This window comes from Thermodesulfovibrionales bacterium (assembly GCA_035686305.1).
Lineage (GTDB): Bacteria > Nitrospirota > Thermodesulfovibrionia > Thermodesulfovibrionales > UBA9159 > DASRZP01.
This window is the reverse complement of the sequence record DASRZP010000116.1, coordinates 16,193-28,174: the sequence shown is the minus strand read 5'-3', so window position 1 is coordinate 28,174 and position 11,982 is coordinate 16,193. Positions and strand designations below refer to the sequence as shown.

General features: G+C 52.5%; 10 protein-coding genes and 1 tRNA gene. 2 read left to right on the top strand and 9 right to left on the bottom strand.

The features are described 5' to 3' along the window. The first annotated feature begins 115 nt into the window (after positions 1-115). A tRNA-Leu gene (locus VFG09_13355) sits at positions 116-198 on the top strand. Positions 199-216: 18 nt separating this feature from the next. Here VFG09_13355 and VFG09_13350 read toward each other — a convergent pair. The 3 genes from VFG09_13350 to metK form a co-directional block, all read right to left on the bottom strand. Beyond that, positions 217-483: an AbrB/MazE/SpoVT family DNA-binding domain-containing protein gene (locus VFG09_13350; GenBank protein HET6516142.1), complete on the bottom strand. Its 267-nt coding sequence runs from the start codon at positions 481-483 to the stop codon at positions 217-219. A gap of 210 nt (positions 484-693) precedes the next feature. Further along, on the bottom strand, positions 694-1,953 hold the full coding sequence (gene ahcY / locus VFG09_13345) for an adenosylhomocysteinase (protein HET6516141.1): 1,260 nt from the start codon (positions 1,951-1,953) through the stop codon (positions 694-696). Positions 1,954-2,028: 75 nt separating this feature from the next. After that, on the bottom strand, positions 2,029-3,180 hold the full coding sequence (gene metK / locus VFG09_13340; GenBank protein HET6516140.1) for a methionine adenosyltransferase: 1,152 nt from the start codon (positions 3,178-3,180) through the stop codon (positions 2,029-2,031). Between the two features lie 295 nt (positions 3,181-3,475). Between metK and rlmN the strand changes: the two genes are divergently transcribed. Next, a complete protein-coding gene (gene rlmN, locus VFG09_13335; protein HET6516139.1) occupies positions 3,476-4,561 on the top strand; it encodes a 23S rRNA (adenine(2503)-C(2))-methyltransferase RlmN in 1,086 nt (361 codons plus the stop codon). On the opposite strand, the gene VFG09_13330 is transcribed toward rlmN, so the two are convergent. From VFG09_13330 to VFG09_13305, 6 genes are all read right to left on the bottom strand, one after another. Next, the gene (locus VFG09_13330; GenBank protein HET6516138.1) at positions 4,551-4,919 is read right to left on the bottom strand and encodes a response regulator; all 369 of its coding nucleotides are present in this window, start codon (positions 4,917-4,919) and stop codon (positions 4,551-4,553) included. The genes rlmN and VFG09_13330 overlap by 11 nt on opposite strands. Before the next feature lies 1 nt (position 4,920). Next, positions 4,921-5,748 (bottom strand): GAF domain-containing protein, encoded by an 828-nt coding sequence (locus VFG09_13325; GenBank protein HET6516137.1) that lies wholly within the window; start codon positions 5,746-5,748, stop codon positions 4,921-4,923. A gap of 1 nt (position 5,749) precedes the next feature. Beyond that, positions 5,750-6,829, bottom strand: a complete 1,080-nt coding sequence (locus tag VFG09_13320) for a chemotaxis response regulator protein-glutamate methylesterase (protein HET6516136.1) — start codon at positions 6,827-6,829, stop codon at positions 5,750-5,752. Then, complete coding sequence (locus VFG09_13315) at positions 6,822-7,706, bottom strand: protein-glutamate O-methyltransferase CheR (protein HET6516135.1); 885 nt, start codon at positions 7,704-7,706, stop codon at positions 6,822-6,824. Before VFG09_13315 ends, VFG09_13320 begins: the two co-directional genes overlap by 8 nt. Next, positions 7,696-9,672, bottom strand: coding sequence for a HEAT repeat domain-containing protein (locus VFG09_13310; GenBank protein ID HET6516134.1), 1,977 nt, complete (start codon positions 9,670-9,672; stop codon positions 7,696-7,698). The genes VFG09_13315 and VFG09_13310 overlap by 11 nt, the downstream gene beginning before the upstream one ends. Before the next feature lie 186 nt (positions 9,673-9,858). Continuing rightward, the gene (locus VFG09_13305) at positions 9,859-11,907 is read right to left on the bottom strand and encodes a methyl-accepting chemotaxis protein (GenBank protein ID HET6516133.1); all 2,049 of its coding nucleotides are present in this window, start codon (positions 11,905-11,907) and stop codon (positions 9,859-9,861) included. Between the last annotated feature and the right edge of the window lie 75 nt (positions 11,908-11,982).

Here is an 11,982-nt window from a genome sequence, read left to right as displayed (position 1 = left end):
CTTGACAGATAACCGATTCTTTACAATCAATGCGCTGTTCTTTAACGCCCCGGATATTTTCTGTAGCGCGCAAAAAGATTGCAGAAACCTCAAAACATTCTTTACAATCAAGCATGCGAGAGTGGCGGAACTGGCAGACGCGCTGGACTTAGGATCCAGTGGGCAACCGTAGGGGTTCGACTCCCCTCTCTCGCACCAGCCTTTAAAATCAAGCTACTACGATCCTTCCGGATCGGATGCCTTTGAGAATGGCCCGGTCACATCGCCTTTCGCTATGGCTTCGTTCGCCTGGCGCTCTTTTTCCTGCCATTCCTTTGTCCAGAACCATTCCTGGTCTTTGGCCACCAGTCTCTTGGGGATAAGGACAATCATATTCTCTTTAACGCGGGTGTCGAGGAAGTCACCGACCTCAAGGTTAAGAGAATTAAAGACTTCTTTGGGTATCGTAATCTGGTGTTTTGGTCCAATCTTAACGGCAGGCATATATTTACCTCCTTACTTTCTTACTTTAAGTATACAGAGGGCGCCGCGAGGAATTCAATATCCGACACAGACAAGGGGGTTGACGGTGGGAATGAGGGGACAGAGCCTATTGTGGAGATGAGAGAGATTAATATGATAGGCAGAGACACTTCCTCGTGTCAGCTATATCTGACCGCAGGGGCATGGCTGCCCCCGCGCAGACACTGAATCTTACGTTCCCATTTCCCAGCTCTGCAGATATTTTTTCTGCTCCTGAGTGAGGGTGTCGATGGCAATATCCATCGCCTTCAGTTTGAGGCGGGCAATCTCCTTGTCGATCTTTTCAGGAACGCTGTAGACCTTTTTTTCGAGTCTCTTTGCATTCCTGACCATGTATTCTGCACATAAGGCCTGATTGGCGAAGCTCATGTCCATGACCGCCGAGGGATGGCCTTCGGCTGAAGCGAGGTTGATGAGCCTGCCCTCACCAAGGAGGTAGATCCTCCTGCCGTTCCTGAGAGTAAACTCCTCGACATAATCCCTGATCACCCTCTTTGCCTTTGACATCTTCCCGAGGCCCTCTATGTCGATCTCGACATTAAAATGGCCGGTATTGCAGAGGATCGCACCGTCCTTCATGACCGTAAAACAGTCCTTAGAAATGACATTGATGTCCCCCGTCGCAGTAACAAAGATGTCACCGATCCGTGACGCTTCCTTAATTGTCATAACCTCATATCCGTCCATAGTCGCCTCAAGGGCCTTCAAAGGATCGACCTCAGTAACGATGACCCGTGCGCCGTGTCCCTTTGCTCTCATGGCGACACCCCTGCCGCACCAGCCGTATCCGCAGACCACAAAAACAGAGCCTGCAATGAGCCTGTTCGTGGCCCTGATAATCCCATCCATCGTACTCTGTCCCGTCCCGTAGCGGTTGTCGAAAAGGTGTTTTGTATAGGCATCATTCACGGCGATAATGGGATACTCGAGGGCGCCGTCCGCGGCCATCGCCTTCAGTCGTATGACTCCTGTCGTCGTCTCCTCGGTCCCCCCGATCACGCCGCTCAACAGCGCCCTCGCATCTTTATGGAGCGTAGAGACAACGTCGGCCCCGTCATCCATCGTTATCTGTGGCTTTATCGAAAGGGCATCCCTGATATGACGATAATAGGTCAGGGTGTCCTCCCCTTTTATTGCAAAGACCGATATCCCTGAATTCTTCACAAGGGACGCTGCGGCGTCATCCTGGGTGCTGAGGGGGTTCGATGCACAGAGACCGATCTCGGCGCCTCCTGCCTTGAGGGTCTCCATGAGAGAGGCCGTCTCCGTTGTCACGTGAAGACAGGCAGTAACCCTTATCCCTCGCAGCGGTCTCTCTCTTTTAAAGCGCTCCGCAATGCTCCTGAGGACAGGCATTTCCTGGGCTGCCCACTCAATCCTTAACCTGCCCTTCTTCGCCAGACTGATATCTTTCACATCGTGTTTGACCATGGATCCTCCAATAACGGGGCCAAGACAAGGCTAATATCCGGGAATGTTCCGGGCCTTTGTCACAACCTTGTTTTCTTACAGTCCTGCCTCTTTCCTCAGGGTATCGGCCTTGTCGGTCTTTTCCCACGTGAAGTCTTCGTCATTTCGGCCGAAATGGCCGTAGACTGCTGTCTTTTTGTATATCGGTCTCCTGAGGTTCAGGCTTTCGATGATCGCCTTCGGTGTCAGGGCAAAGTTCTTCCTGATTAAGGGGATAATCTTCTCACTCGGTATCTTTCCGGTCCCGAAGGTATCAACAAAGATAGAGACCGGCTCAGGGACTCCTATAGCGTATGCGATCTGCACCTCGATCCTCTCGGCAATGCCTGAGGCCACAAGGTTCTTGGCGATGTACCGTGCCATGTACGCTCCGGAACGGTCGACCTTGGTCGGGTCCTTTCCTGAAAAGGCCCCTCCGCCGTGGCTGCCGACGCCACCGTAACTGTCGACGATAATCTTTCTCCCTGTCAGCCCGGTATCGCCCATCGGGCCGCCGACGACAAACCTGCCCGTCGGGTTTATATGGTACGTCACGTGCTCTTCATCCAGGAGATGGCTTGGGACTATCGGGCGAACGACCTTCTCAATGATATCCTCTTTCAACTCTTTGAGCGTAATGTCCGGACTATGCTGCGACGACACAACAATGGTGTCAATTCTCTTGGGCTTGCCGTCACGGTACTCGATGGTCACCTGCGTCTTGCCGTCAGGCCTGAGATACCCCAGGATATCCTTTTTCCGCACCTCCGTCAGCCTCATCGCAAGCTGATGGGCAAGCATGATGGGCAGAGGCATTAACTCGGGAGTCTCGTTACAGGCGAAGCCGAACATCAACCCCTGATCCCCGGCTCCTCCGGGATCCACTCCCATGGCAATGTCGGAGGACTGCTCATGGATCGACGTTATTACCGCACAGGTCTCGTAGTCGAAGCCGTATTTTGCCCTTGTATAGCCGATGTCCCGGATCGTTTCTCTCACAATAGCGGGAATATCTACGTAGCAACTCGTTGTTATCTCACCGGCAACAAAGGCAAGCCCTGTCGTCACAATAGTCTCACAGGCAACCCTTCCCACAGGATCTTTCGCCATGATCGAATCGAGGATGGAATCAGAGATCTGGTCTGCTATTTTGTCAGGATGTCCTTCCGTGACAGACTCTGACGTGAAGTAGTAATCTTTTCTCGCCATAGGGCATACCTCCTGAAAAAGTATTGATTATTTTAACCTTTCCTCGTCAAAAAGGGAAGCAAAAATTGTCCCGGTTCGATTTTAGCACGTTCCCTTCGGAACTTGTTATACTACAGCAAGGATTCTCTCTTACCTTTCCAGTACCTTTCCAGCACAAATTTATCTTATTCGGGAAGGCAGGCATAGTGAGAAAAACCTTGTATGCGATTCCTTCGATGGTTGCCGACTGCCGCTGTGTACGGGACATCGCTTTCGGTGAAGTCCTCGAAGTACCTTATTGTCGGAATCCCATCGCATGGAGAGGGCTTCTATCCGTGTCTACCTCACCGTTGTTTACAACATTAAGGTTGCCATAGTGAAAATTAACCTCAAGTCCCTTTCGAAAGAGGGACTGGAGACCTTCTTTCGTGAATCACGCCTGCCTGCCTTCAGGGCAAAACAGCTCATTCACTGGATCTACGAAAAACGTGCGCTGTCAATCAGCGACATCACGGAATTTTCGAAGGAACTGAGGGAAGACCTTTCAGAGAAGGCATACATCAGTAATCTCGGCATCCTGGCCAGACAGATTTCGGCAGACGGCACCGAGAAATTCCTCTTTGGCCTTGAAGACGGTGAAATGATCGAAAGCGTTCTCATTCCCGATGATGACCGTCTTACCCTCTGTATTTCTTCGCAGGTTGGCTGTGCCATGGGTTGCAGCTTCTGTCTCACTGCGAGATTGGGGCTCAGGAGAAATCTCATGACCCACGAGATTGTCGATCAAGTCCTTTCCGTGGGCAGGCTCGCCGCACCGAGAAGGATCACGAACATCGTTTTCATGGGCATGGGAGAGCCCCTGGCAAATTTCGATGCCGTCGTTGAGGCTCTCTGGAGACTCACGGGGTTTCTGAAGATCTCACCAAGGCGAATAACCCTTTCTACCGCAGGCATCGTGCCGAAGATACTGGAACTGCCGAAAAGGGCCCCGAGAGTAAACCTTGCGGTGTCACTGAACGCAACCTCGGACAGCGTAAGAAGTCGTATCATGCCCCTGAACAGGACCTATTCCCTGAAGGAACTCCTCGATGCCTGCAGGAAGTTTCCCCTGCAGCCGAGGAGAAAAATAACCTTTGAATATGTGATGCTCAGAGACGTCAATGACCGTCCCGAGGACGCCAGGAGACTCGTGATCCTTCTCAGAGGCGTCCCCTCAAAGGTCAATCTCATTCCTTTCAACCCGTATGAAGGTTCCGAGTTCCTGAGGCCCGAGGAGAAGACCGTTCTGGAGTTCCAGGAGATACTGCTGAAAGGCAATCTTACTGCCCTGATCAGAAAAAGCAAGGGAGGGGATATTAGTGCGGCCTGCGGCCAACTGAAGGCTGCATACGTTAGGAGCTGATGAACCCGTTCACCATCTTGATGAGCTCCTGCGTCTGGATCGGCTTTGCAATATAGGCACTGGCCCCGATGGCCATGGCCCTTTCACGATCTTCTCGTGCCCCTTCTGTCGTAATAATGATGATCGGAATGTCTCTGTAGACAGCGTTGCTCCTTACGAGGCTGACAAGTTTAAGGCCGTCCATCACCGGCATGTTTATGTCTGCAAGAATAAGATCCACCTTTTCCGACGAAAGCTTCTTCAGGGCATCGACGCCGTCCGTTGCCTCAATGACCTTGGTATTCGGTATCCTCTTCATCGCAAAGCTTATCAACTGTCTCATCGTCGGTGAATCATCAACAACAAGAATGTTTGGCATTTCACCCCCTGTCGATCGGTTTATCTTTCAGAAGTTCGAGGAAGCTCTGTATGGTGGTCAGTTTTCTCTCTGACTGAGAATAGAGCCTTGCGGAGAATATGGCCGTTGCGGCATGTCCTGCCAGGAGATGGAACAGCTCATAATCAATGTTTGTGAAGCTCTCTTTCTGAATGAGGAGAGAGAATATGGCGATAATGCCTATCACATGGTCCTTGATCTTCAGGGGTATGCAGGCAATAGGAACGCCCTGGGCTACGTCACCGCCTCCCCTCAGGTCGGGAGCGAAATAACTCTCCCCTTCCTTGGAGACAGTCCCGATGATGCCCTCCCCCACTCTGAGCCTCGGTACGGCATCGAGAGGGATACCCTCGGATGCAACAGGGACGATTTCTTGGGTCTTTTCATCAATGAGGAGAATGGCAAAAACCTCTGATCCGATAAGGTTTATGACGATCTCGAGCACAATCCTGAGGACCTCATTGAAATCGAGGGTGGAGTGGAGTTGATAGCTGGCAACGTAAAGGTTCGCAAGGGCGTTGTTCTGCTCCTCCACGTCAAGGTACTTCGAGGCGAAGTCCTTGTTCTCGTGTTCGACCTGTTCGTAACGCTCCATGAGAGATTTCAGCTCTTCTTCCAGACCTCTGATGCGGTCCTCGTAAGCCTTAATCCTTGTATCATCGGAGGAACGTTGAACAGTCTCCTCCAGCTGTGCGATCCTGAACCGGAGCTTTTCGTTCTCCTTGAGAAGTTCCTTGGTAAATTCTTCCCCCTTCCTGAGCATCAGGAGAAACTCGTCGGCCCTTTTTACGATTCCCGTATCTTTTTCCATATCACGTCTTCTTCCCTGCCATGACGACCCGTGTTATCTCATCGGGTATCTCATCCAGGGGCAGAACCATATCAACGGCTCCGGTCTTTATCGCCTCCTGAGGCATACCGAAAACGACTGCCGTCTTTTCAGATTCCGCTATAGTATAACCACCTTTTTCTTTAATTTCCACCACACCTTTCTTGCCGTCATTCCCCATGCCCGTCAGGACAATGCCCATTGCCGCGTGTCCGAAATGCTCGGCCACCGACGTCATCATGACATCGACGGAAGGTGTGTAGCGGTCCCCCCCTGTGGGGTTGACGAGGGCAACGCGGAAAGCATGACCCTTCCCCTTGAGCGCCAAGTGGTTGCCTCCGGGACATATAAGAGCAGTTCCCTTTTCAACGGGGCAGCCGTCGTCAGCCTCCCTCACCCTGATCTTGGAAAGCTTGTTGAGCCTGTCGGCAAAGGGCTCGGTAAAGCCTTTCGGCATATGCTGGCTTATCAGGATTGCCGCAGGAAAATCAGCAGGGAGCATCGTCAGGATAATCTGCAATGCCGGGGGCCCTCCCGTTGAAGACCCGATCGTCACGACCCCTATGTCACGGCCCTTCAGGTAATTCCTCGAATGGTCGCGTCTGGTTCTGACGGTTTCACGGTCCTGTTTGATCATGTTCCTGTGCAAGCCGAGCCTGTCCATCCTCAGGCCTCTTACGCCCCTGACCTTTTCGAGAAGGTCATCCTGTATGGTCAGAAGATCAAGGGAAGCCCTCGTCGTGGGCTTTGGAACGAAATCCACGGCTCCCAGTTCCAGGGCCGTAAAGACCGTCCGCTTGTCTGAGTAGGAGCTGACCATGATCACCGGCAGAGGCTTTTTCTCCATGAGCCACCTCAGGAAGCTGAAACCGTCCATCTCAGGCATTTCAAAATCCAGGGTTATAACAGCGGGCTTCAGTTTCAACGTCTTTGCCATAGCCTCTATGCCGTTTGAGGCAATGCCGACGACTTCAATATCATGGTCATTTTCCAGCATGCCCTTGATCGCCTGCCTGCTATAAGCCGAATCATCGACAATAAGCACCTTGATCCTGTCAGACATGCGCATGTTCCCCCAGCGCCGAAGGTTTACGGTATACCATATCGTTCTTGAGATGGGTAAGGGCGAAGGAGGTTGAGACATTCATAAGAGACTCCACATGGCCGAGGAGCAGATAGCCGCCGTTCGAAAGTCTGCCATAGAAGTTGTCCGCGACCCTTTTCCTCGCCTCATGGTCGAAGTATATGAGGACGTTCCTGCAGAATATGACGTCCATCTGCCCCAGGAATCTCACCCGAAAAGGATCAAGGAGATTGAGATGGCAGAAATTGACGAGCTCCTTGACCTTGTCTGATATGACAAATGCCCCCCCGCCCTCTTCCTTGAAGTACTTATTGGTAAAATACTCCTGCGGACTCCTGAATGAGTTTTTCCGGTAGACTCCGCGCCGGGCAGAAGCCAGGACTCTCTGATTGATGTCGCTCCCGAGTATCTCGATATCCCAGCCGTGCATCCCCCCGTATTCGAGGATAAGCATAGCGATCGTATAAGGCTCTTCTCCCGTGGAACAGCCGGCAGACCATATCCTCAGTTTCCTGCTCTCCCTGCAATCGTTACGCAATACGGGAAGTATCTCATCGGTGAAGGCCTTCAACTGATTCTGTTCCCTGAAGAAATAGGTCTCGTTGATTGTTATGATATCTATGATAGCCGACAATTCATCTTCCCGGTTCTTATCGTAAAGGAGAAGCCTGTAGTAGTCCCTGAAATTGTCAAGGTGATTGAGTCTCACCCTCCTCGAGAGTCTCTTCTCAATGAGATAACGGGATCCATCGTCAAAAAAGATACCGCAGTAGTCACGTATGAGATCCCGGATGAGCCTAAAGACGTCCTCACTGAGTGGTATGAGATCGTTATGCTCCGTCTCTCTACGGAACATGGAGACACTCCTCAATCACCCTTCTCACGATGGGGTCGTCCTCCTGGTCAAAGAGGCTTTCGATCTCGGCCTTCACCCTGTCAGTCATCTTTGCGGCGGCTGTTTCAATGGCAGATACCCTCGTAGCCCAGTCAGGGTCTCTCAAATACGGGAAGATGGCATCTTCGATCCCATCAAAGGAAGAGAGCGTCCTAATCGCAGTCCGCCGTATCTCCCTGTCGGATGTGAGAAGCATCCCAATCAAGGCCTCCTTTGCCTCCTCCCCCCCGATCTTTCCGATTGCCTCAATAGCCGCAGTGACGACAAGTCCGTTATCGTCACGGAGCAGACGGACGAGATCCCCGAGGCCCCTCCTGTCCCCCATGATCCCGAGTGAACGGGCTGCAGCCGCCCTCACGTTATCGCTGGCGTCTTCCATGAGAAGGCTTAATGAATCGTACACGCCTTCGCCGCCAAGGAATCCAAGGCTCAGGGCGGCAGACATCCGTATACCCGGATCCTCATCTGTCAGGGCAAACATGAGATATCTCACCGATTCAGCCGTCCCTATCGAAGCGAGGGCCTCAACCACGGCGCTTCTTACGAATATGTCTTCGTCTTTCAAGGCAAAACCGAGGGCAGGCACGGCAACCTGTTCAGAGATCCGGCCAAGGATCAGTGCGGCGTTCCTTCTCAGGAAGCGGTTCTTATCCTTGAGATACCCGACAAATTCCTCAACCTTCAGCCCCCTCCCGAGTTTGCCGAGGGCTTTGACAACAGCCTCCTGCACGTCCTGATAGGGATCGGTGAGAAGCTTCTTGAGTGGTTCTATGGCCCTCTCGTCGCCGATATTGGCGAGCCCTGCAGCAGAGATCGCCCGTACATGCCCATCGCTGCTTCCGAGTTCCCGTTCAAAAATCGGATAATAGAGAGGGGCAGCAACAAGAGAGGCAACCTCTGCAACGAACCGCTTCTTTTGCGGACTGTCCGTGTCAAAGAGGGGAACGAGATATTCCGGCCTCCTCCCTCCGATGAAGATAAGCGCCCCTTTCACCTCATCAATAAGGTCATCCTCTGCGGAGAGGTCAAGAAGAGGTCCCAGGGCCCCTTCATCCTGCGCCAGTCCGAGAAGGAGTATGGCTGATGATCTCACATCGCGTTTTTTACTCCAGGCGTTAGAAATGAGAACGGTGATGCCCTCCGGCCCGCAGAGTCTGTAAAGGGCTTCCGAGATGATTTCGGCTGCAATACCGTTACGGTAGAACATCTCTACCGCCTTCACGGCCTCCTCCTGTACTGCTTTTGACTTGTCCATGAGGAAAGGAAAAACATGCTCCAGGGTTTCGACGACGGACAAGCGGCCGAGGGACTTGAGCGCAGGTTCTCTCAATGCCTTAATTGAAAGCGCTTCTATCAATGCAGGTACGGCCCTCCGGTCCCCTATCCTTCCGAGGGCGTCAGCGGCCGGGAAGGCTGTCCAGACATCGCCGCTTCTCAGTATTCCGATCAGGCCGTCCACCACTGCCGGCTCCGCCAGATTGCCGAGATACTCAACAGCAGAGGCCCTGACGTTATCATCCTCGTCATGCAATGACTCCAAAAGCAAGGGCAGAGCGTCCCTGTCCCTGATCTCTCCAAGGATATCTATGATGAATTTTCTCACGTCCCTGTTGGGAGTTTCAAAGGCGCTCATCAGAAATGTCGTCGCCTTCTTCCCGAGGTGAACGAAAACCTCTATGGCTGTGTTTCTCGCGCCGGCATTATCTCCTTTATAGAGCAGCTGCAGAAGGCCATGGAGATAGCGGTTCATGGGATACTCAGCAATCAATAGGTCGGCACCGGTCTTCCTGATCCTCCAACTCTTGTCCTCGATGGCTTTGAGGAGGAGCGGTACCGCCTCATCAGGGGATCTGCCCTTCAGCCCCTCAACGGTCTTTTTCCTGACCTCCACGTCCTCGTGCTCAAGAAGTCTCTCGATGTCCTCCATCTCTGTCGGGTAACACCTTTCCGGCGGGCATGAGTCGTCCCGCCATCTCAAAATTGATCGGCAACCTAACTCGGCATCTGCCTCGTCACGGTCTCCATCTGGAGTTTCTCCTCGGACGTGAGCAACGTCTCGATGTTCAAAAGAATAATCATGCGGTCCCCCTTCTTTGCAAGGTCCGTAAGATGCCTATCCTTCGCCCTTCGCCTCTGTTCGCAGATGAATCTTGAACACCCCTATCTCCCTCTTCAAATACTCTATTTCATTCTTAAGGGTATCGAAGGAGATCGTCACCTCTTCCATATCTGTCGCCGCAGCAGTGCTGGCGTTCTTTATTTCTTCCACCGTAACGACAATGCCGTCGTTGATCTTCAACTGCTCCTCCGATGACTTGCTGATCTTTGCGGCCATTTCAAAGGTCTCTTCGAGGTTCCGCGAAATCACGCTGGTACCCGCCGCGTGTTCTTCTGTGCCCCGCTTCACCACCTCGGCAACTTCCTTGATATCGCTGATACCTTCGAGCATATGGCTCGATCCTTTTCTCTGCTCTTCGGTAGATCTGGCCGCATGCTCGATCATGTCACGGACATTCTCCATGGAAAGGGTTATCTGCCGAAGTCCCGTCGTCTGTTCGCCGGTAGCCTTCTCAATGACCTCAGCCATCTGAACGGACTTCTTTACGGCATCAAGCATACCGTCCATCGTCGCCCCGGCGTTGAAGATGAGGTCTTTACCTGCTTCAACCTTCTGGACACCGACACGTATGGAAGCGGCAGCTTCGTTGATCTCGGTCTGTATGGTCCTGACAATACCGGCGATATCCCGCGCCGACGAAGAGGTTCTGTCGGAAAGTGCACGCATCTCGTCGGCCACAACGGCAAAACTCTTTCCGTATTCCCCTGCCTGAGCAGCAAGGATCGCAGCGTTCAGGCTCAGGAGATTCGTACTCTCCGTCACCTCCTTTATTACGGAAAGGATCTTCTCGATGCTCCTCGATCGCTCATGGAGCCGCATTATGATACCGGAAGAATGATTGACCTCCTGGAGAATCTCTTCCATCGCTTCGATGGCACCGGTTACCGCCAGCGTGCCACTGCCCGTAAGTTCCTGCACATCGGAAGCAAAACCTGCCGACTTCTTGGCGTTCTCGAGAACCTCACTCAGGGAGACACTGATCTCTTCGGCGGAGGCTGTGGTATTTTCGACGGCGTGGAAGGCATCTTTCGCATTGTCTGCAATACCCATGGCAATCTGCGACATTTCAGCAACCATGGCATAGAAGTCCTCAGTCGACCGAAAGAGTCTCACGGTGCTTGAAGCAATCTCCTCGGCTGTCGACTTCATCTCGAGGAGGGACGCAACATTCTCCGATGAGATGGTAGAAAGTTTGTCCGTATTCTCCTTCACCTTTTTCTGGGAAACATTGGCAACCCTTATGGCAGCCACGACATCGTCAATGGCCTTGGACTGTTTCCGGGCGTTTTCGTTCATGTTCCTCAGGGCGACCGTCAACTGCTCAACCCCCATCGCAACATTCCCGGAAATCGAATGAGATCGCGCAATGGTCCTCGTGAGCCTTTCAACAAGGAAGCCTATGCCCCTGCCGATTGTTCCCATCTCGTTGTCTCCCAATTCAGGCACCGTCACGGTCAGGTCACCGCTCGTCACCCTCGCAAGGGTTTCATTGATTTCCTGTACGGGCCTGCCCACGGCCTCCTGGAACGAAAGGTATATTGCGCAGATTACACAGGCGAAGACCACAATCTGGGCCACAGGCCAGATGGTGAGGAGTTTTTTCATATACTCATTCAGCTTCCGGCCGCTGTATATGATCTCAACGTCGCCATAGGACTCGCCGCCTCCCCCTATGGGCGATCTGAAGGAACTACTCCAGGGGATATAAAAGGGATTGAAATATATGCCCCTGGTCTCCCTCTGACCCTGCTTTTCTCGCAGGACGTTCCCCCTTTTGTCTGTTACCCTGATCGAAATCATGTCCCCGTCTCTCGCGATAGCGTCTATATACTGGTCAAGATGACTATAGTTGTTGCTCATGATGGCGGATTTTGAAAAGGTGGCGAGGAGGTTGCCTGTGGCGCTTACCTTGTTCTCCAGTGCCACCGCATAGTTCGTCTTCTGCCAGTAGAGGAACCACGTCCAGAGAGAACTCTGCCCAACAACAAGCACCATGAGCACGACAAAAATAAATCTTGGTGCGACCGACCCCCGTATCTTCATGTTGCAACAGAGGGGGTCTTGATGGTCGGAACAATACACACGTTCTTCACCTCATCCTCCTTCCCCAGGCATCGT

What these genes read in the sequence shown, in the direction of transcription:
- metK (HET6516140.1), bottom strand. Translation starts at nt 3,180, where the DNA reads ATGGCGAGAAAAGATTACTACTTCACGTCAGAGTCTGTCACGGAAGGA.
- VFG09_13315 (HET6516135.1), bottom strand. Translation starts at nt 7,706, where the DNA reads ATGTTCCGTAGAGAGACGGAGCATAACGATCTCATACCACTCAGTGAG.
- VFG09_13350 (HET6516142.1), bottom strand. Translation starts at nt 483, where the DNA reads ATGCCTGCCGTTAAGATTGGACCAAAACACCAGATTACGATACCCAAA.
- VFG09_13325 (HET6516137.1), bottom strand. Translation starts at nt 5,748, where the DNA reads ATGGAAAAAGATACGGGAATCGTAAAAAGGGCCGACGAGTTTCTCCTG.
- VFG09_13330 (HET6516138.1), bottom strand. Translation starts at nt 4,919, where the DNA reads ATGCCAAACATTCTTGTTGTTGATGATTCACCGACGATGAGACAGTTG.
- rlmN (HET6516139.1), top strand. Translation starts at nt 3,476, where the DNA reads ATGGAGAGGGCTTCTATCCGTGTCTACCTCACCGTTGTTTACAACATT.
- VFG09_13320 (HET6516136.1), bottom strand. Translation starts at nt 6,829, where the DNA reads ATGTCTGACAGGATCAAGGTGCTTATTGTCGATGATTCGGCTTATAGC.
- VFG09_13305 (HET6516133.1), bottom strand. Translation starts at nt 11,907, where the DNA reads ATGAAGATACGGGGGTCGGTCGCACCAAGATTTATTTTTGTCGTGCTC.
- VFG09_13310 (HET6516134.1), bottom strand. Translation starts at nt 9,672, where the DNA reads ATGGAGGACATCGAGAGACTTCTTGAGCACGAGGACGTGGAGGTCAGG.
- ahcY (HET6516141.1), bottom strand. Translation starts at nt 1,953, where the DNA reads ATGGTCAAACACGATGTGAAAGATATCAGTCTGGCGAAGAAGGGCAGG.